This is a genomic window from Streptomyces sp. NPDC056503, from assembly GCF_042794995.1.
GTDB lineage: Bacteria > Actinomycetota > Actinomycetes > Streptomycetales > Streptomycetaceae > Streptomyces.
The window spans coordinates 1-19,288 of sequence record NZ_JBHTST010000067.1 but is presented as its reverse complement, the minus strand read 5'-3'; the positions used below and the strand labels follow the sequence as shown (position 1 = coordinate 19,288).

Sequence of the window (19,288 nt, the reverse complement as noted above, 5' to 3'; positions counted from 1 at the left end):
CTCAATGGATGCTGCCCATGCCCTGGATGCGCAGCCGCAGCGGGCTGTCGGGTTCGGGCACGGGCTGGGTGGTCGACAGGCTCACGCGCGTGTCCGGAGCGCCGGCGGCGGGGAGGGGGCACCCGGCCGCCACCCAGTCCTGCACGATCTGCCGCACCGTGCGGGAGACCGGCAGGTCACGGGCGAGCCGGGCGGCATCCGCCGGGCCGAAGAACTCGTGGAGGAGGTCCGTGGCGGCCCTCGGCCGGCCGTCGCCGCCCGAGCCGTCCGCCGTGTTCGCGGGATGCGTCAGCGCCGCGAGGAGCGCGGGGGCCGGCTGGAGGCACCACCAGGCGACCGGACGCTCGACGAGCCGGTCGGGGTTGCCCGGCTGGGGGCCGGCCAGGGTCCGGCTGTCGGAGAGGAGGCCGTCGGGCCGCGTCCGTACGGCGTCCGCCAGGAGGAGGATGGCCTCGAGTGGGGAGTAGGCGCGCCGCTCGGCCGGCTCCTCGGCGAGCGATCGGATCCACTCCCGCCACACCTCGCTCTCCTCCTCGTCGAACACCTTGTACATGGGGCCGTTCCAGCGCAGGAGGCGGAACAGGGGGCTCCCGGCCGGATCTCCGGGGACGATCCACTCCGAGGCGGCCAGCGCCGAGAGGAGCCCCTCGGGATCGGCGAACCAGTCGTTGAGGTAGCTGCCCCCGAGCATCTTCCCCTCGTGGTTGAGGGCGGCCCGTGGAGCCTTGTCCCTGATCATGCGCACCAGCCGCTCCTCGGGCGTGGGCGGCGACTTCAGGTGCGCGACCAGTTCCTCGCCGAGGTTGCCGGTGACCGCGAAGGCCACGTACCCGTTCCAGATGCGCTCCCACTGGCGTTGGACGGCCTCCTCCCCGCCGAGGGTGTGCAGCTGGTCGAGGTAGCGCATGACGGCGTCGCGCGCGCGGGCTCCGTGTCCGTCCGCGGCGTTGTCGATGCCGATGTGCATGCGGAAGAAACGGGACTCGATGCCGTGGTGGTCCAGGAGTTTCGCCAGGGGAACGACGCCCAGTACCTCCCACTCCAGGAACAGCGTCATGCCGAGCAGTTCCGGGAAGAACGCCTCGGGATGGCAGGAGATCGCCAGTTCGAACGCCGGGACGGTGAACGCGGAGTCGAGCAGGTCGGTCCTGGTGGCGAAGGCGTAGGAGTCCACGGGCGGCAGGTGGATGCCGAGTTGTTGCAGCAGGTTCTGGTACAGGGTGGAGTGGTTCAGTGCCGGATTGCCGTCGCCCACCTCCTCCTTCCAGATCGAGAACAACAGGCCACGGACGTCGTCCATGGGTTTGGCCTCCGTGATGTGCCGCAGCCACACCCCGTCGAGGAGGTTGAAGGGCGCCATCTGCTTGACCCGTTCGACGACCGAGTCCCGGGTACGGAACACCTGCTCGGCGTCCGGGTCGGCGGGATGGTACGCCTCGGCGTCCTGAGCCAGCCGGCTGTAGATCAGGTCCAGCCGCTCCTCCAGGTTCTCCCGCGTGTAGCGGAACGGCCGCAGTGTCTGGGGCACGGCGGGATCGTGCTGGACGGCCACCGCCTCGGCGAGGAACGACTGGGCGAACGCCCGGGAGGCCTTCACCTGGTCGGGGAAGCGGTCGGGATGCTGCAGCACGTAGAACCAGTCGCGGTGGCTGGGGCCGACCTGGTCGGCGCGTTCCGTCTCGACCAGGACGCGGCTGCCGTCGGGTGTCTGCCGGGCCACGACGAAGCCGAGCCGGCTCCACTGCCCGACCATGTCCTGGGCGCCCGCGTGCGCGCGCAGCCGCCTCCAGCGGTCGTCCACTCTCGTGTCGTAGGCGGTGTCGCTCTCCCCGGCCATGCGGACCGGCTTCGGTCTGCGGACGATCTGCTGCCCGACGCCTCGCGCCCAGGGCCGGCGGTACGGAGTCGGACCGATGCCCCGGTCGGCCTGCTCGCCGGCCGCGCGGAGCAGGGAGAGGAAGTGCGTCTCGGGGTAGACGTCGTCGGGCCGCTGGGCGGGCCACCAGTGGGTGTGGCACTCGTAGAAGTCGGCCTGCCACGGCAGGGCCAGGTACTTGGTCAGGTCGCCGGGCTCGAGGTCCTCTCGCACCCGGAAGGGAGCCGCCCAGAAGTCGGGGTCCTGGGCGATGTACGTCATCTCGATGCCCGGGTAGAAGGGTCCCCCGCTGCATGCTTCGAGGGCGGCCCGTACCAGGGCGTGCGGCGCGTCGTCCGGGGCGGGGTCCGCCGGGGCGGGCGCCCGGCCCGTCCAGTCGGGGATGAAGTCGCCCTCCGCCCAGAGGCGCATCCTCTCGTACTGTCCGGGCAGCAGGGACATCCATCTGCCCGGCTTGCCGTCCAGGGGTTCCCCGTCGTCTCCGGCGAGCTGGGGCATGTACACGGAGGTGGCCTCGGCGACCCCGGCTCCGGGACCGCGCAGCCGCCGGAAGACCGACCGGCGGAGCTCGGCCGTCCCCGGGCCGCTCGATGCCAGTTGCCCGAGGAGCGCGGGGGCGAGGAAGTGGCCGGGCTCCCCCTCGCCGTGCCCACGCAGCGCGGCGGCGTTCACCCACTGGTAGTCGCTGACGCGGCGCAGGATCGGCTCGATGTCCCGCGTGAAGGAGACGGAGTCGGGCTGCTCGTGTCCCGAGGCCTCCGCCAGCACGTCGTAGAGCGTGACGAGGTTCTCCGTGTGGGGAGAGAAGTCGGGCGGTGCGACCAGTACCCAGGCCGGCTGTGCCCGCAGCGGCGCGTTTCCGTTGCGCAGGCTGACGGTGGCGTGGACGGGGCCGTCGGACACGTCGTCGTACCAGAAGTCGTTGTTGGCGAAATGGACGACCGGGTTGTCCGGCCGGGTGGTGCCGGACTGCCCCGAGCCGCCCAGGACGAGCAGTCGGCCGTCGTCGTCGGTGCGCAGCTCACCCAGGGGTACCGGTGTGCCGAGGAACGTGCCGGTATCGAATCGCGCGCCGGGACCCGACTGGTCCGGCCCGGTGACGGTGCGCGGGCCGGGTCTGACGGCGAGCCCGGAGCGGGCCTCGGGGTCGTCGACGTCGACAGCCTGGTTGCGGCGAGCCCTCGGGTCCCGGGCTTCCCCGTCTTCCGCCCCGTCCTGGTACCGCCCGACGAACTTGAACCAGGCGCCCTTGGTGTTGGCGAGCTCCACCGTCCAGGAGATCTCCGCGTGCTCCGCGGTCAGCTCGCCCAGCACGGTGCCGTCCGCCGCGTAACCGTAGACACGGAAACGTGCCGCCTGCCGCTTGACGCGGCCCTCGCCGTCCTTGAAGCCCCCGGCGGGTCGCGGCGGGACACCCGGCGCTTCCGGACCGATGAAGAATTCCGTCGGGCTGTTCCCCACCCGGGCAATGCCGAGGGACGGATGGATCTCACACCGTACGACGTCGTCCAGATTCATGGACAGCAGTTCACCGGAGACCTGCGGCCGACACGAAGAGCGGCCTGACCAGGACGCGTTTTGTCACCTGTGTGGTGCAGTGGCTCCAGAGGTTGACGGGTGCCCCGGCGACTAGAATGGGACGGGCGGGATCCCGAATCCGGACACCATTCTCACGAAAGTAGTGGTTGTCGTGGCCGATTCCAAAGACAAGGCAGCCCTGCGCGCCGAACAGGCCTCGAAGGAAGCGCAGAAGCAGCGCAAGCAGGACGCGCCGAGCGGCCAGAAGGAGAGCCAGGCGCCCGAGAAGGCTCCTGCCGAGACCGTCGCGCAGGAGGAAACGCCCGCTCCCGAGCCGAGGAGGTACGGCCGGGGCTGATGCCTCCGGCACAAGGACGCGCTCCGACCCGGGCGCCGCATCCCCTCGGAGACCGGCGGCCGGGTCCGTGTGTGACGGTCGGAACGTTCCGGGGGTCACGAGCGCTCCGGTGAAGGGCGCGCTCTTCCGTCAGGCGTGGAATCGGTCACGCGGCGGTCCGATCATGTACCCGTGGTGTCCTGCCGCGGCCCGCGGCGGCAGCCGCTCGGCGAGCAGGCGGGTGAACCGAAGCGAGGGCTCGACGCCCAGCTCGTCGTTCAACAAGGTGCGGAACGACGCGTAGTGACAGAGCGCTTCGCCCACATTGCCCTCCGCGAGATGCGCGGACACGACGGCCCGGTGCGCGCTCTCGCGCAGCGGCTCGGCGCGTATGCCGGCCCACGCCGCCTCCATCGCCAGTGCGGTCCTGCCCTGCTCGATCAGGTTTTCCGCCAGCGAGTCGAGGGCGTGCAACCGCAGTTGCCGCAGGCGCTCGCGCTCCAGCAGCACCCAGTCCTCGTCCCAGCCCGGCAGGAGGTCTTCTCCGGTGAGGAGTCCGAGCGGGGGATGGCGGGACGGTGGCGGGCCGCAGCCCGCCACGACGCTGAGGGCCGTACGGGTGAGGGTATGGACGTCCACGCGCAGCGCCGGGGTGACCAGCAGTACGTCTCCGCAGCAGCGGACGAGGGAGAGTTCGCCCCGTGGGAGTTTCCACAGAGTGGTGCGCAGGCTACCCCTGGCGTGCTCCTCGGTGACCTCGGGCCACAGCGTGCCGGCGAGGACCGTACGGGGCACGCTCTCGCGCAGGCTCAGGAAGGCCAGGAGCCGCTGACCGTTGCGGCACAGCTCGACGCTCTGCGTTCCGAACTCCAGTCGGAACCGACCGAGCAACCGCAACTGAGCGGAGGGAGTCACGTTCATGATCGCCTCGCGCACCGGGGTCTCGCGTGAGGGCGCCTCTCCAAAGCCGTACCGTCTCGTCGGCGTTGGTTCACGGCCCGCTGGAATCCGTCGGTTCGGCTTCGGGGTCCACAGCCTCGGACAAGGCCTGTCCCCACCAGTTTCTGCCCCTCCCTCTCCCTCTGCAACTCACCGATCGACCGCGCCGAAGGCGACTTACCGCTGGTCACCGGAGTGCTCTCCGCCCATCGGCGCGCCGTGGAAGCGGCCGCGATGACGGTGGTGTGACGCCGGGCTGACGGCGGTTCCCTAACTTCGGTCACGGCGGGTGAGTCCACCTGGAGGAAGAACAAGCAAGGGACGTTCCCCGGGAGGCCATGATGAGCCGGCGGGTCGCGAACGGCCTGGAAACCCTGCGGCATCAGCTCGACGCGCGCTTCCCCGCCCTCGGCGGACATCTCTCCCACATCTTCATCGACGATCCGGCTGCCTGGCTCCCGGGTGCCGGTGAATGCCGACCCTAGGCGGCCCGTATGTCGCAGACCCAGAAAATCCCCGTCATCTACGTCCGGGGCTTCGCCGGTGGTCAGTCCGGCATCGACAGCGCGGTGACGGACCCGTTCCTCGGATTCAACGCGGGCTCCACCCACATCCGGATCGGACCGGACAACAAGCCGAGCTTCTACCAGTTCGAAAGCCCGCTGTTGCGGCTGATGGTGGACGAGGGCTATCAGCTCCTCGTCCAGGGCAGCCAGGAGACGTACCTGGACACCCACGCGGAGATCCCGGCCAACAGCGTCTGGATCCACCGTTTCTACGATCCGTCCGCGAGCACATGGGGTGGCACACCCAAGGAGTTCCGCGTCGAGGACGCCGCGCAGGACCTGCTCGAACTGATCGAGGAGCTCAGGGCGAAGGCCCACGTCGACCGGGTGCATCTGGTCGCCCACTCCATGGGCGGCCTCATCTGCCGCTGCCTGATCCAGAAGGTCCTCCCGGAACGCGGCATCGAGCCGACCGCCTACGTCGCCAAGCTGTTCACCTACGGCACGCCGCACGGCGGTATCGCCTTCGACCTGGGCTTCGGGATGCTGGAGCGGCTGCGGGACGCCATCGGCATCAACGGTGCCGAGATCTTCGGGCGCGAGCGGATGTACCAGTACCTGACCCCGGGCGCCACCGCGGCCGACGAGCCGCCCGAGAACTGGGATCCGCGTGCCATGCCCGCCACCGGGGAGCCCTTCGCCTTCCCTCACCGGCAGGTCTTCTGCCTGGTGGGCACCAACCCGGGCGACTACGACGTGGCGCACGGACTGTCGTCCGCGGTGGTCGGACCCCGCAGCGACGGCCTGGTGCAGATCGACAACGCCTACGTGCCGGGAGCCTTCTGCGCCTATGTGCACCGCAGCCACAGCGGGCGCTACGGGCTCGTCAACTCCGAGGAGGGCTACCAGAATCTACGACGGTTCCTGTTCGGTGACCTGAAGGTGGAGTCCGCCCTCGTCCACGTCCGGTTGCCGGAGGAGAAGAACACGGTGTGGCAGGCGGAGACCGGACTGTCGATCCGCGGCCTGCAGATCGTGATGCACGAGCGGACCAGCGCCCAGTGGTGCCCGATCCAACTCGGCAGCGGCACACAGCCCGGCGTGGACGGCGACGGAGCCGTGCCGATGGTGAGCACCTTCCTGTGCGAGAACCTGGCCAGTCCGAACGGCAGCGGCACCCTGCGGTACGCGCTGCACCTGCGGATCCTGTCCCTGCGCGAACGGGACAACGGATTCCTGGACTTCCGTGACCACATCGAGCAGACGGCCGACTTCGACGACATCCTCATCGTCGACGTCAGCAGCGAAGCCGGAGTTCCGGTACTGCGGGCCGTCTGGAACTCCACCATCGTCGGTCCCATCAGCGACTACGAGCCGACCGGCCCGGACCTGGCCGACGAGGATCCGGCGAGCGGCAGATGGATCAGCCACATCCCTCTGCCCGACTCCACCACGACGATCCTCGGTGAGGACGCGCGCATCCGCCTCGTCGCGACCGAATGGAACTGACGAGAGAGAGCGAGACATCATGGTCGCCCTGGCCAACGTCCAGTTCGGCAAGGAGAACGAGGACGTACGCACCGTACAGAAAGCCCTGATCGCCCGCGGCCGCGAGATCCCCGACGGCGCCACCGGATACTTCGGCGACCAGACCAAGGCGGCCTACCGGGCCGAGCAACTCGCCCAGGGCTTCAAGGGAGCCGACGCCGACGGCGCACCCGGCTGCACCTCCCTGACCGCGCTCGGCCACAGCATCGGCTTCCCCGTGGACTGCGCCGACGTGTCCGCCGCCGGCGGAGGACGGCTGAGTCTCGCCCAGGTCACCTACCACGACCCCGGCGACGACTCCGGAGAGGCGGCCATGCAGCGCTATGCGCGCAAGGCGTGCGAACTGACCGGCATGGACCCCAGGTTCGGCGTTCCGGCGCTCACCACCATCGCCCGCCGCGAGTCCGCCTACAACGCCCCCGGGCAGCGGGTCAACGCCTGGGACGTCAACGCACACGGCAGCAAGGTCGCCGATGGCCGTCCGCTGAACTGCTCCCGCGGCGCCACCCAGTGCATTCCGACCACGTTCGCCGCCTATCACCAGGCCGGCACCGCCACCACGCCCTACGACGTGGTCGCGTCCATGTGCGCGACGATCAACTACGTCCGCGACCGCTACCACGTGAACCAGTCCGGCTCCAACTTCGCCGCCCGCGTCCAGCAGGCGGACCCGAACCGCACACCCCACGGATACTAGGAGCCCGTCATGGTGGTCCTGGCCAACGTCCAGTTCGGCAAGGAGAACGAGGACGTGCGCACCGTACAGAAGGCCCTGATCGCCCGCGGCCGCGAGATCCCCGACGGGGCGACCGGGTACTTCGGCGACCAGACCAAGGCGGCCTACCGGGCAGAACAGCTCGACCAGGGGTTCAAGGGAGCCGACGCCGACGGCATACCCGGCTGCACCTCCCTGACCGCCCTCGGCCACCACGCCGGCTTCGGCGTGGACTGCCGGGACGCGTCCGTCGGCGCAGGCCGGGCGCCGTCACCCGTGCCCCGACACAAGGTCACCTTCGAGTTCTACGAGCGCGGCCCCTACGCCTGGAAGCCGGACGGTGTCGGCCGGCACACCGGGCAGGACTTCGCCGCCCAGAGCGGCACCCCCGTGGTAGCCGTACGCAGCGGCACCATCGCCTGGTCCAACGGCGAGGGCGGGGCGTACGGTCAGTGGATCGGTCTGGCGGCGGACAACGGTCACGTCTACACCTACTGCCACCTCTCGCAGCGGCAGGTGAAGGCCGGCCAGAAGGTCGACGCCGGGCAGCAGCTCGGCCGAGTCGGCACCACAGGAAACTCCACCGGACCGCATCTGCACTTCGAGATGTCCAAGGGCCCTACGTGGGCCTACGGCAAGGTGGCGAAGCCCGTCTACTGAACGGGCGGAAGCTCCGCTGCCGCGCCGACCGGATCACCGACGTGGTGAAGGCCGTGCTCGTCCTTCACCACGCATCGGAGTGAGGGGGCGGAAGGAGTTCACGGATCTCCCGCCCCCGGGCCCGCCTCAGGGCCGCCCGAAACGGGGCGGGAGGCCACGGCCTGTCACCGCAGCGCGGTCACTCGTCCTCGAAGAGGGGGGTGCTGAGGTAGCGCTCTCCCGTGTCGGGCACGATCACGACGATGACGGCGTCCCTGTGCTCGGGCTCACGGGCGAGGAGGGTGGCCGCGTGCAGGGCGGCTCCGGCCGAGACGCCCGCGAGGATGCCCTCGGTGCGGGCCAGGCGGCGGGCGGTCGCACGGGCGTCCTCGATCGACGCGGGCAGCACGCGGTCGTAGACCGCGGTGTCGAGGACCGTGGGCACGAAGCCGGCTCCGATGCCCTGGATGGGGTGGGGGCCGGGCTGGCCTCCGGACAGGACCGGAGAGGCTTCGGGCTCCACCGCGACCACGGTCAGGGTGGGGTTCTTCTCCTTGAGGACCTGTCCCACGCCGGTCAGGGTGCCGCCGGTGCCGACACCCGCGACGAAGACGTCGACCCGGCCGTCGGTGTCCTGCCAGATCTCCTGGGCGGTGGTGCGCCGGTGGATCTCCGGGTTGGCGGGGTTGTCGAACTGCTCGGGCCGGAACCAGCCGTGGGTCTCGGCGAGCTCGGCGGCGCGCGCGATGGCTCCCCGCATCCCCTCGGCCGCGGGGGTGAGCACCACGTCGGCGCCGTACGCCTTGAACAGCGCGCGGCGTTCCACGCTCATGCTCTCGGGCATCGTGAACGTCGCCGGGTATCCCTTGGCCGCCGCCACCATGGCCAGGCCCACCCCGGTGTTCCCGCTGGTGGGTTCCACGATGTGCTGGCCCGGCTTCAGCCGACCGGACGCCTCGGCGTCCTCGATCATGGCCAGCGCGATGCGGTCCTTCACGCTGCCACCGGGGTTGAAGGACTCCAGCTTCGCGATGATGCGGGCCGGCAGGTCCTTCCCGAACCTCGTCAGCTCCACCATGGGGGTGCGGCCGACCAGGTGCGTGATGGACGGATGTACGGCGTTCAAGGCGTTCCTCTCGATGCGGGGACGTACCGGCCCGGGGCGCGGGCACGGTTCAGATGCAGTACTCCAGGGCCGCGGCCTGGTCCGGGACGGCGGGCGCGACGGTCACCGACGCGGGGGCCCGGACCGTGGCTCGCGCGGCGACGTCGCGCACGACGAGCACGTGCGCACCGATCATGGCGTCGTCCCCCACGGTGACGGGGCCGAGCACGGAGGCGTGGGATCCCAGGACGACCCGGTCGCCGATGGTGGGGTGGCGCTTGTCCACGTGGCCGCCGTCCGTCCACCAGCCCCTGCTGCCGAGCGTGACGCCGTGGTACAGCATCACGTCGTCGCCCAGGACCGCCGTCTCGCCGATCACCACGCCCATGCCGTGGTCGATGAAGCACCGGCGTCCGATGACGGCGCCGGGGTGGATCTCGATGCCGGTCACCGCGCGCATCCACTGGGATACGGCCCGCGGTACGAAGGGGACGCCCAGACGGTGGAGACGGTGTGCCACGCGGTGCGCCCAGACCGCCCAGAGCCCTGGGTACAGCAGCACTTCCGCGCTGCGTACGCCTCGCAGAGCCGGATCCTTGGCCAGCGCCGCCCTGATGTCGTCAAGCACTCCGCTCGCTCCTCTGCCCGTCGGCCTCCGGCCCCGGCGGTTCCCCTCCGCCGACTCTATGCAGGGTCGCCGGTTTGTTCCAAAGACGGCTTGAGGAGTGAGATGTCATATGACTGAAGGGTGAGATGCGGGTACCAGGGGCGAGGGCCTGAGGCGGCCGCGCCCGGACGCGGGTGCGCATCGGCGTTCCGTCGGACCGGCGCGGGAACGCGGGGCGCGCCGGTCCGATGGGGGTCGGACCGGCGCGTCGCCGGCGCGCCGGCGTCGTAGGGGTTTCGGGCCGGCGGGCCGCTGGTGGACCTGCGTCAGGAGGCGGCGCAGGTGGTGAGGTAGGTCTGCTTGGTACAGGTGATGGTCGCGGTGGTGGTGCCGGTGGCGCCCTTGGCGTCGGTGACCGTCAGCCTGGCGGTGTAGGTGGCGGTGGCGGCCGGGTAGGTGTGGCCCGGCTTGAGGTCGGTGCCGGTGGTGCCGTCGCCGAAGTTCCACCGGTAGGAGGCGACGGTGCCGTCGGGGTCGTAGGAGGCACTGGCGTCGAAGCCGCACCAGGCGGCCGCGGTGCAGAAGCGGCTGAAGGCGGCGACGGGCTTCTCGTTGAGCGCGGGGTCGGTGGCACGCAGGTAGGTGCTGTTGCCGCTGGTACGGCCGCTGCCGTCGGTGACGGTCAGCTTGACGCGGTAGAGGCCGAAGGCGCCGTAGGTGTGGGTGGGCTTGACGCCGGTGGCGGTGGTGCCGTCACCGAAGTCCCAGCGGTAGGAGAGGCCGCTGCCGGTGGACAGGCCCGCGTCGAGGGTGCAGGTCTTGCCGGTGGTGTCGCAGGCGCCGGTGAAGGTGGCGTCGGGGCCGCCGGTGCCGCCCGCGGGGAAGAGCGCCGGGTCGTGGAGGTCCAGGAGCGGCTCCTTGGCGCCGTCGCCGGAGGTGTCGTTCCAGTGGGAGTTGCCGGCGTTGACGAGCTTGTCGCGGACGGCGAGGACTCCGGCCCGGTCCTTGGGCTTGTGGGGGCCGCGGGTGAGCCAGGCGGCGGCGCCGGCCACGTGCGGGGCGGCCTGCGAGGTTCCGTTGTAGTTGGAGTAGCCGCCGTTCCTGAAGGCGGACTGGACGCAGTCGCCGGGGGCGATGATGTCCACGCCCTTGCCGAAGTTGCTGAAGTTCGCGAGGGAGTCGTCGGTGTTCTTGTCGTTCTTGTTGCACCAGGCGAAGCTGCCCTGGCCGCCGGGCTTGCCGTCCGCGTCGGCGAGGGCGGAGACGGTGATCGCGTCGGGGATGTTGGCGGGGCTCTGGTGGGAGACGTCACGGTGGTCGTTGCCGGCGGAGACGACCACGACGATGCCCCGGGAGATCGCCCGGTTGACCGAGTCGACGACGGCCTGCTCGGTGCCGTCGAAGCCGATGGAGATGTTGGCCACCTCGATCTCGTCGGCGTGGGCGGTCACCCAGTCGATGCCGTTGACGATCTCCTCGGTGGTGCCGTAGCCCTCGCTGTTGAGGGTCTTGACGGACCACAGGCGCGCGCCGGGGGCGATCCCGACGTGGCCGATGCCGTTGTCGAGGCCGCCGATGATGCCGCCGACGTTGCTGCCGTGGCCGTTGTCGTCGGTTCCGGCGTTGTCCACGCAGGAGGCGACGCCCACGCAGTTCACGCGGCGCACCACGTTCAGGTCGGGGTGGTAGTAGTCGGTGCCGGAGTCGATGACGGCGACGTCGACGTCGGTGCGCTGGTCGGCCCCGTCCCCCACCTTCAGGCCGGTGTGGGGGGCGGTGAAGGTGCGGTTGACGCCGTTGGGGATGGTCTGGGCGTCGGCGTGGCCGAGGGCGGACGCCTCCACGTACTTGACGGCGGGGTCGGCTCGCAGCGCGTCCGCGGCGGCGGGGGTGAGCCGTGCGGAGAAGCCGTGGAGGGCGGAGCGGTACACCGAGCGCAGCTGGACGCCGCTGACGGAGCGGGCGAACGAGGCGGGGTCGGTGGTGACGCCGTCCTTGAGGACGACGATGTAGCCGGAAGCCGGCTGCGGGGTCGCGGCCACCGGGCTGGTTCCGGCGAGGCCGGCGGCGGTGGCGAGGGCCAGTACGGCGCCTATCGCGGTCCGTCTCATGCTTCCTCCGTGCGAGAGGGGGGGTCGGGGATGCGGAGAACGGTAGGGCCGTGAGGGGCTGTTGAGGCGTGGCAGACCCGACAGTGACGGTTATCCGACACGTACGGGGAGCGAGGCGTGCGGGCCGGGCCCACCGGGCAGACGAGGGAGGGAAAGTGACGGACCGCCATCACCGTCGCGCCGCCCCGGCGGTCGATAGGATGCCGTCCGTGCTGGACGCCTTGGGAATCTCCGCGCAGCAGGAAGACCTCTACCAGGTACTGCTGCGCCATCCGGAACGGACGGCGGCGGAACTCGCCGAAGCGAGCGGCCATCCGGCCACGGCCGTACGGCGGACGCTCCACGAGCTGCAGGGCCAGGGGCTGGTGACCAGGACTCCCACACGGCCTGCCAGGTTCCGGCCCGCGCCCCCCGACCTGGCCCTCTCGGTCCTGGCGAACACCCTGCACCAGCGCATCGACCGGGCCAAGCTGGCCGCCGCCGAGCTCACCGCCCTCTGGCAGCAGGGCCGCATCGAACACGAGCCGCCCGTCCAGATCGTGCAGGGCGCCGAGGCCAACATCCGGTACTTCCAGCAGGTCCAGCGCTCCACCGGCACCGAGGTGCTCACCTTCGACATGCCTCCCTACGTCCTCGCGGGGGTGCCCGCGCAGGCCGAGGTCCAGCTGGAGCTGATGGCCAAGGGGGTGACCTACCGCACCGTGTACGACCGGACCGCCCTGGCCGACACCGAGCAGCTGGAGCTGGCCCGGATCCTCAACCGGCAGGGCGAGAAGGCCCGCGTCGTCGACGGGTTGCCGCTCAAGCTCCTCATCGCGGACCGGACGACCGCGCTGGTCCCCTTCGTCCTGGCGGACGAACGCCAGACGCTGGTGCTGAAGGCGTCCCCCCTGCTCGACGGCCTGCTCGCGCTGTTCGAGGCCCAGTGGGAGCGCGGTACCCCGCTGTGGGGAAGCGGCAGGGCGGCCGACGAGATCAGCGAGGAGGACGTGCGGCTGCTCGGCTTCGCGGCGGCGGGTCACACGGACGAGATCATCGCGCGCCGGCTGGGCGTGAACAGACGCACCGTCGAGCGCCGCATGCGGCGGCTGATGGACCGCCTGGGCGCGCGCACCCGTTTCCAGGCGGGCATCCAGGCCGCGCGGCTCGGTCTGATCGGCTGACCCGCGCCCGGCCGAACGCCGTGGAGACGGCGGCGCCTTCGCCGTCCGGGGAGCGCCCTCCTCAGCCGAGCAGGCCGCTGCGGGCCGCCTGCAGCCCGGCCTGGAAGCGCGTCCGCGCGCCCAGCCGGTCCATGATCTGGCGCATCCGCCGCTCGACGGTGCGCTTGCTCAGCCCCGTCATGCGGGCGATCGACTCGTCGGTGTAGCCCGCCGCCGCGAAACCCAGCAACCGCTCGTTCACCGGGTCGACGCCGGTGGGCGCCGACGCCCACAGCGGAGCCGAACGCTCCCACACGAGCTCGAACAGCACCACCAGGGCGTCCAGCAGTGGCGAGGCGTCGAGCACCACGCTGCGCCGGACACCCGAGACCGCGAACGGGACCAGACCCGTCGAGCCGTCGGTGACCAGCAGCTTGAGCGGCACGCCGTCGTACACCCTGGCCTGTTCGCCGGCCCGCGCCAGGGCGAGCACGCGCTCCATCTGGCCGGGCTCCGCCAGGGAGGACCGGTCGTACACCGTCCGGTAGCGGACTCCCTCGGCCATGCGTTGGACCTGTAGATCGTGCTGCGGCTCGATCCCCTCCTCCAGGTACGGAGGACGGTCGAAGGTCAGCACCTCCCGGCGGGCGGCGAGCTGGGTCTGGAGAAAGCGCTGGGTGTTGACGTCACGCCCGTGGACGACCTCGATCGGGACGTGGCGGCCCCGTTCGGCCGCACTCCACAGGTCGGTCAGTTCGCTCGCGGCGAGCTTCGCCTGCTCGATCTGCCGGTGCCGGACCAGGGCGAGGACCTCGATGGCCAGGTCGGGGGCAGCCCCCTGGTAGCGCACCGGCGTGCCGTTCAGCCGGCACACCAGCCCCTTGGCCTCCAGCTCCCTCAGCAGCCGCCGTGCGGCGCGGGCCTCGGCGCCGATCCCCTCCGCGACGTCCGCCACCGTGCAGTCCGGCACCCCGAGCACGAACCTGTACGCGCGCTCCTCCGCCTCCGTGACCCCGAACGGCCCCAGCACCATCCGCCCACCCTCTCCATGCCGCGAGAACGTGAGCACCCTACGCACGACCGCACCCGATCCGACATGTCGGAAAGCCGACGCTGTCGCGGATACGACAGCGAGCGCGGGGTCCCCTGCTTGACACCCCGGCCGACACCTCGGAGGATCGACCCCGTGAACCTGTCAGACAGCCAGACAGCTGCAAGTGTCCCCCGGCGCGTCAGCGCCATGGAGGCGGTCCTCACCCACCTCCGGGGCGCCGTCGAGCGGGGCGAGTACGCCATCGGCGACAAGCTCCCCTCCGAGGCCGAGCTCTGCCGCACGCTGGAGGTCTCCCGCCCGGTCCTGCGGGAGGCCCTGCGGGCGCTGCAGACGCTGGGGCTGACGACGTCGAAGACCGGCAAGGGCACCTTCGTGATCGCCAGCACCGTCGAGGACCCCACCTTCGGCGACTACTCCGCCGGCGATCTCCTGGAGGTCCGGCGCCACGTCGAGATCCCGATCGCCGGGTACGCGGCGGTGCGCCGCACCCCGGAGAACCTCGACCACCTGAACCACATCCTCGACCGCATGGAACGGGAGACGGACCTCACCGCCTGGGTCGCGATGGACACCCTCTTCCACCTCTCCGTGGCGGAAGCCGCCCAGAACCCCGTCTTCCGGCGGGTCATCGAGGAGATCCGCGACGCGCTGGCCCGCCAGTCGGCGTTCCTCACCCGGCTCGCCGACCGCCGGGAGCAGTCGAACCGCGAGCACCGGCTGATCGTCGAGGCTCTGGCCGACGGCTCCGCGCACGACGCGGTCGAGGCCATGACCCACCACCTCGACCGCGTCGAGAACACCCTCAGCGCCATCGTCCGCTCCCCCGCCTCCGGCGGCGCGGCCGAGGCGTGACCGCACCCCCCGTCCCGTACCGCCACCGAAGGAAGGCCGACACCCGCATGGCCGCAGCAGCCACCCGCACCGAGCACGACCTGCTCGGCCACCGGGACGTACCCGCCGACGCGTACTGGGGCGTCCACACCCTGCGCGCGCTGGAGAACTTCCCCATCACGGGCACCCCGATCTCCGTCTACCCGAACCTCGTCGACGCCCTCGCCGCGGTGAAGGAGGCGGCCGCCCTGGCCAACCGCGACCTCGGCCTCCTGCCCGCGGGGAAAGCGGAGGCGATCGTCGCCGCGTGCCGCGAGATCCGCGCCGGCGCCCTGCACGAGCAGTTCGTCGTCGACGTCGTCCAGGGCGGCGCGGGTACCTCCACCAACATGAACGCCAACGAGGTCGTCGCCAACCGCGCCCTCGAACTGCTGGGGCACCCCCGGGGCGACTACCGGCACCTGCACCCCAACGAGGACGTCAACCTCGGCCAGTCCACCAACGACGTCTACCCGACGGCCGTCCGCGTCGCCACCGTCTTCGCCACCCGGGGTCTGCTCTCGGCGATGAGGGTGCTCCAGGACGCCTTCGCCGCCAAGGCCGAGGAGTTCCGCGACGTCGTCAAAATGGGCCGCACCCAGCTCCAGGACGCCGTGCCCATGACGCTCGGCCAGGAGTTCTCCACGTACGCGGTGATGCTGGAGGAGGACCGCGCACGCCTGTCGGAGGCGATCGAGCTGCTCCACGAGATCAACCTCGGCGCCACCGCCATCGGCACCGGCCTCAACGCCCCCGCCGGCTACGCGGAAGCCGCCCGCCGCCACCTCGCCGGCATCACCGGCCTGCCGCTCGTCACCTCGGCCAACCTGGTCGAGGCCACCCAGGACTGCGGAGCCTTCGTCCAGCTGTCCGGTGTCCTGAAGCGGATCGCCGTCAAGCTCTCCAAGACCTGCAACGACCTCCGGCTGCTCTCGTCCGGCCCCCGCGCCGGACTCGCCGAGATCAACCTCCCTCCCGTGCAGGCCGGTTCGAGCATCATGCCCGGCAAGGTCAACCCGGTCGTCCCCGAAGTGGTCAACCAGGTGGCCTTCGAGGTCATCGGCAACGACATCACGATCACCATGGCCGCGGAGGCCGGACAGCTCCAGCTCAACGCCTTCGAGCCGATCATCCTGCACTCCCTGGCGAAGTCGCTCACGCATCTGCGGTCCGCGTGCCTCACGCTCGCCGAACGCTGCGTGGAAGGCATCACCGCCAACACCGACGCGCTGCGCGCCCGTGTCGAGAACTCCATCGGCCTCGTCACCGCGCTCAACCCCCACCTCGGCTACGAGGCCGCCACCGCCATCGCCAAGGAAGCCCTCGCCACCGGCCGCGGCGTCGCCGAACTGGTCCAGGAGAAGCGGCTGCTGCCCCCGGAGACCCTCGCCGCGCTCCTCCGTCCCGAGTCCCTGACGGGCGGCGCGGTGTCCGTCTAGGCCCTCCCTTCCGGATCCTGCCGCTCACTCCCGGCACCGGATCCCGCGCCAGAGGCCGCCCCATGGGGCGGCCTTCCGCGTTTCCGGGCACCCGCTCCCTCGCGCTCGGCGCCCTCCGCCTCGACACTGCCCAGAGGGTGCGCGATTCATGCACACCGATTGCTTGAAGATATCCGTGAAGGCGCTATTCCGAGCATCTATTGACATGAGGTGTGACCGCCGCCAGAGTCGTGCCCTACACGAGCCCGCCTTCGCACCGAGGAGCGCCATGCCCAAGTTCCCTTCCCTCTCCCGACGTTCGCTCATGGGAGGAGCGGTCGCCACCGGAGCAGCCATGGCCGGGCTCGGCGCGACGGCTCTGGAAGCCGCCGCGGCGCCCGCGGCCGGCACACCCCGCCGCAGGCCCGGACAGAAGAGCATGATCGGCGTCGCCCATGACGTCCACGCCACCGTCCGCGTCGGCGTCATCGGCCTCGGCAACCGGGGCAGCGGCATGACGCTGGGCTGGGCCGCGGTGCCCGGCTGCGTCGTGACCGCCGTGTGCGACATCCGGGCCGACCGGGTCAAGCGGACCGCCGACCAGCTCGTCGCCAAGGGCAAGCCCCGCCCGGCCGAACTCGGAGGAACCGCGGCCTCGTTCGAGCAGCTCCTGAAGCGCGACGACGTGGACCTGGTCTACATCGCCACGCCCTGGGAGTTCCACTACGAGCAGGGCAAGGCCGCGCTCCTCGCCGGCAAGCACGTCATCGTCGAACTGCCCATCGCCACCGAGCTCGACCAGCTGTGGGACCTCGTCGACACCTCCGAGCGCACCCGCAGGCACCTGATGCTCGCGGAGAACTGCAGCTACGGCCGGAACGAGCTGGCCATGCTGAAGATGGCGCACGAGGGCGTGTTCGGCGACGTCACCAACGGCCACGGCGGCTACCTGCACGACCTGCGCGCGCTGCTGTTCTCCGACACGTACTACACCGACAGCTGGCGGCGGCTCTGGCACACCCGCAGCACCGCCTCCTTCTACGCCATGCACGGCCTCGCGCCGATCGCCGCCGCCATGGACGTCAACCGCGGGGACCGGATGACCGTCCTGCGCGCCACCGCCACCGAGCCCAAGGGCCTCGCCGACTACCGGGCCCGCTTCGTCGACCGTTCGCACCCCTCGTGGAACGAGACCTACGTCAACGGCGACCTCGTCACCTGTCTCATCGACACGGCCCAGGGCCGCGTCATCCGGGCCGAGCACGACGTCAGCTCGCCCCGGCCGTACAGCCGCATCAACACCCTCGCCGGCAGCCGGGGCATCTTCGAGGACTACGCGGGCGTGGCGTCGGCCGACGGCGGACGCGTCTACGTGGAGCCCGACCACGGCGGGCACTCCTGGCGGGACTTCGGGTCGTACCGCAAGGAGTTCGACCACTGGCTGTGGAAGAAGATCGGCGACGACGCCGCGAACAACGGCGGCCACGGGGGCATGGACTACGTCCTGCAGTGGCGTACCGTCCAGCAGATGCGGGCCGGCCTCGCCCCCGACATCGACGTCTACGACTCCGCCGCCTGGTGCGCACCGGTACCCCTGAGTGTCATGTCCCTGGCGAATGGTGGCCGACCGGTGGCCGTGCCGGACTTCACCCGCGGCGACTGGGTCAACCTGCGCCTGGGCCTCGACTCCCGCCCCTCCGACATGCCCCCCGTCGCCTGACGCGCCCACCGAGCGAACCCCTTCACCAGGAGCAGAAGACATGAGACACCCCCGCCACTGGGGCACCGCCCTCAGAACCCTGGCCGCGGCCGTGACCGCCGTCGTGGCCCTCTCCCCCGCCTCCGCCTCCGCGCGGCCGGCGTCCGGGACGCCGGCCGGCCCGGCAGAGGCGAAGACGGAGGTCGCCGTCTCCGCCGTCGACCTCGACGGACCCGCCATCTCGACCGTGCAGGTCACCGTCAAGAACGCCGGACCCGACCGGCTGCGGTCGCTGAAGGTGTCCTTCGCCGGGCCGGTGGGCTGGGCGGTACAGCCGTCGTCCCAGACGGTGGACGGCACGTTCGCGGCCGGTGCCACGGCCCGGGCCACCTTCCGCATCCAGGTGCCCGAGCGCCGCCCGGGCTTCACCGTCCGCACCTTCACCGCGACCGCGACCTACCGGGGCGGCGACGGCATCGGCACCGCCACGGGCACCCGCACCGAGCTCAGCGGCACGCCGGTGGCCTCCCTCGCCGCCGTGTACAACAACGTCGGCGTCACGGACGAGGCCGACACCGCGCCGGGCGACTACGACGGCGAGGGCAACAGCTTCTCCGCGCAGAAGCTGGCCGCCGCCGGCCTCACCCGAGGCGGCACCGTCAACGCCCTCGGCGCCCGTCTGACCTGGCCGGACGTCGCCCCCGGCAGCAAGGACAACGTCTCCTCCTCCGGCCAGGCCGTGACCCTCTCCGGCTCGGGCGGCAAGCTCGTGTTCCTCGGGTCGGGCGTGGGCGGTGGCGCCACCGGCAGCGCCACCGTGCACTACACGGACGGCACCACCACCTCGGGCACGTTCGGGTTCCCGAACTGGTCCTTCGACCCCGCGAACGCCCACGGGGCGACGCTCGTGGCGTCGAGCGACGGGCGGAACCGGCCGAGCGGCTACGGCAACGCCGGCATCGCGTACCGCGTCTTCGCCCACGCGATCCCCCTCGACCCCGCCAAGCAGGTCTCGTTCGTCGTCCTGCCGGCCAACGCCGACATCCACCTCTTCGACATGGCCCTCGCGCCGTGACCTCCGAAGCGGCGTGACGCCGGAGGCGGCGTGACACCCGGCTGACGAGACGAGGGCCCCGGAACACCCGGGGCCCTCGTCTCGTCTGCCACCGGACCCCGCGCGCGGTGGCCGCGTACGACGCGACGT

Annotated in this window: 15 protein-coding genes; 9 read left to right on the top strand and 6 right to left on the bottom strand. The window is 71.2% G+C overall.

Annotation, left to right across the window (positions count from 1 at the left end):
• Position 1: 1 nt before the first annotated feature.
• Positions 2–3,394, bottom strand: coding sequence for a LodA/GoxA family CTQ-dependent oxidase (locus ACFQ8C_RS20790; RefSeq protein WP_383459505.1), 3,393 nt, complete (start codon positions 3,392–3,394; stop codon positions 2–4).
• Positions 3,395–3,566: 172 nt separating this feature from the next.
• On the opposite strand from ACFQ8C_RS20790, the gene ACFQ8C_RS20785 reads away from it, so the two are divergent.
• Positions 3,567–3,752, top strand: coding sequence for a hypothetical protein (locus ACFQ8C_RS20785; RefSeq protein ID WP_383459503.1), 186 nt, complete (start codon positions 3,567–3,569; stop codon positions 3,750–3,752).
• A gap of 129 nt (positions 3,753–3,881) precedes the next feature.
• Here ACFQ8C_RS20785 and ACFQ8C_RS20780 read toward each other — a convergent pair whose 3' ends face one another.
• Positions 3,882–4,652 (bottom strand): BTAD domain-containing putative transcriptional regulator, encoded by a 771-nt coding sequence (locus ACFQ8C_RS20780; RefSeq protein WP_383459500.1) that lies wholly within the window; start codon positions 4,650–4,652, stop codon positions 3,882–3,884.
• 512 nt (positions 4,653–5,164) lie between these two features.
• On the opposite strand from ACFQ8C_RS20780, the gene ACFQ8C_RS20775 reads away from it, so the two are divergent.
• The 3 genes from ACFQ8C_RS20775 to ACFQ8C_RS20765 are packed head-to-tail and all read left to right on the top strand — an operon-like array spanning position 5,165 to position 8,099.
• The gene (locus ACFQ8C_RS20775) at positions 5,165–6,685 is read left to right on the top strand and encodes an esterase/lipase family protein (RefSeq protein WP_383459497.1); all 1,521 of its coding nucleotides are present in this window, start codon (positions 5,165–5,167) and stop codon (positions 6,683–6,685) included.
• Positions 6,686–6,704: 19 nt separating this feature from the next.
• A complete protein-coding gene (locus tag ACFQ8C_RS20770) occupies positions 6,705–7,421 on the top strand; it encodes a peptidoglycan-binding protein (RefSeq protein ID WP_383459495.1) in 717 nt (238 codons plus the stop codon).
• Between the two features lie 9 nt (positions 7,422–7,430).
• Complete coding sequence (locus ACFQ8C_RS20765) at positions 7,431–8,099, top strand: peptidoglycan DD-metalloendopeptidase family protein (protein ID WP_383459492.1); 669 nt, start codon at positions 7,431–7,433, stop codon at positions 8,097–8,099.
• A 178-nt stretch (positions 8,100–8,277) separates the two neighbouring features.
• On the opposite strand, the gene cysK is transcribed toward ACFQ8C_RS20765, so the two are convergent.
• The 3 genes from cysK to ACFQ8C_RS20750 all read right to left on the bottom strand — a co-directional run bounded on the left by cysK (position 8,278) and on the right by ACFQ8C_RS20750 (position 11,901).
• Positions 8,278–9,204, bottom strand: a complete 927-nt coding sequence (cysK, locus tag ACFQ8C_RS20760) for a cysteine synthase A (protein ID WP_383459489.1) — start codon at positions 9,202–9,204, stop codon at positions 8,278–8,280.
• Positions 9,205–9,253: 49 nt separating this feature from the next.
• Positions 9,254–9,811, bottom strand: a complete 558-nt coding sequence (epsC, locus tag ACFQ8C_RS20755; protein WP_383459487.1) for a serine O-acetyltransferase EpsC — start codon at positions 9,809–9,811, stop codon at positions 9,254–9,256.
• Positions 9,812–10,116: 305 nt separating this feature from the next.
• A complete protein-coding gene (locus ACFQ8C_RS20750; protein ID WP_383459484.1) occupies positions 10,117–11,901 on the bottom strand; it encodes a S8 family serine peptidase in 1,785 nt (594 codons plus the stop codon).
• Between the two features lie 209 nt (positions 11,902–12,110).
• Between ACFQ8C_RS20750 and ACFQ8C_RS20745 the strand changes: the two genes are divergently transcribed.
• The gene (locus tag ACFQ8C_RS20745; RefSeq protein WP_383459482.1) at positions 12,111–13,064 is read left to right on the top strand and encodes a TrmB family transcriptional regulator; all 954 of its coding nucleotides are present in this window, start codon (positions 12,111–12,113) and stop codon (positions 13,062–13,064) included.
• 61 nt (positions 13,065–13,125) lie between these two features.
• Here the strand turns inward: ACFQ8C_RS20745 and ACFQ8C_RS20740 are convergent, their stop codons facing one another.
• Entirely contained in the window at positions 13,126–14,076 is a 951-nt protein-coding gene (locus ACFQ8C_RS20740) for a helix-turn-helix domain-containing protein (protein WP_383459479.1), read from the bottom strand.
• Between the two features lie 153 nt (positions 14,077–14,229).
• Between ACFQ8C_RS20740 and ACFQ8C_RS20735 the strand changes: the two genes are divergently transcribed.
• The 4 genes from ACFQ8C_RS20735 to ACFQ8C_RS20720 all read left to right on the top strand — a co-directional run bounded on the left by ACFQ8C_RS20735 (position 14,230) and on the right by ACFQ8C_RS20720 (position 19,159).
• Complete coding sequence (locus ACFQ8C_RS20735) at positions 14,230–14,949, top strand: FadR/GntR family transcriptional regulator (protein WP_383459476.1); 720 nt, start codon at positions 14,230–14,232, stop codon at positions 14,947–14,949.
• A 47-nt stretch (positions 14,950–14,996) separates the two neighbouring features.
• Positions 14,997–16,406 (top strand): aspartate ammonia-lyase, encoded by a 1,410-nt coding sequence (aspA, locus tag ACFQ8C_RS20730; protein ID WP_383459473.1) that lies wholly within the window; start codon positions 14,997–14,999, stop codon positions 16,404–16,406.
• Between the two features lie 268 nt (positions 16,407–16,674).
• Complete coding sequence (locus ACFQ8C_RS20725; protein WP_383459471.1) at positions 16,675–18,105, top strand: Gfo/Idh/MocA family protein; 1,431 nt, start codon at positions 16,675–16,677, stop codon at positions 18,103–18,105.
• 40 nt (positions 18,106–18,145) lie between these two features.
• The gene (locus ACFQ8C_RS20720; protein WP_383459469.1) at positions 18,146–19,159 is read left to right on the top strand and encodes an NEW3 domain-containing protein; all 1,014 of its coding nucleotides are present in this window, start codon (positions 18,146–18,148) and stop codon (positions 19,157–19,159) included.
• Positions 19,160–19,288 lie beyond the last annotated feature (129 nt).

Coding starts and splice junctions, on each gene's coding strand:
- ACFQ8C_RS20790 (WP_383459505.1), bottom strand. CDS start 3,394: ATGAATCTGGACGACGTCGTACGGTGTGAGATCCATCCGTCCCTCGGC.
- ACFQ8C_RS20780 (WP_383459500.1), bottom strand. CDS start 4,652: ATGAACGTGACTCCCTCCGCTCAGTTGCGGTTGCTCGGTCGGTTCCGA.
- ACFQ8C_RS20775 (WP_383459497.1), top strand. CDS start 5,165: ATGTCGCAGACCCAGAAAATCCCCGTCATCTACGTCCGGGGCTTCGCC.
- ACFQ8C_RS20770 (WP_383459495.1), top strand. CDS start 6,705: ATGGTCGCCCTGGCCAACGTCCAGTTCGGCAAGGAGAACGAGGACGTA.
- ACFQ8C_RS20765 (WP_383459492.1), top strand. CDS start 7,431: ATGGTGGTCCTGGCCAACGTCCAGTTCGGCAAGGAGAACGAGGACGTG.
- ACFQ8C_RS20750 (WP_383459484.1), bottom strand. CDS start 11,901: ATGAGACGGACCGCGATAGGCGCCGTACTGGCCCTCGCCACCGCCGCC.
- ACFQ8C_RS20740 (WP_383459479.1), bottom strand. CDS start 14,076: ATGGTGCTGGGGCCGTTCGGGGTCACGGAGGCGGAGGAGCGCGCGTAC.
- aspA (WP_383459473.1), top strand. CDS start 14,997: ATGGCCGCAGCAGCCACCCGCACCGAGCACGACCTGCTCGGCCACCGG.
- ACFQ8C_RS20725 (WP_383459471.1), top strand. CDS start 16,675: ATGCCCAAGTTCCCTTCCCTCTCCCGACGTTCGCTCATGGGAGGAGCG.
- ACFQ8C_RS20720 (WP_383459469.1), top strand. CDS start 18,146: ATGAGACACCCCCGCCACTGGGGCACCGCCCTCAGAACCCTGGCCGCG.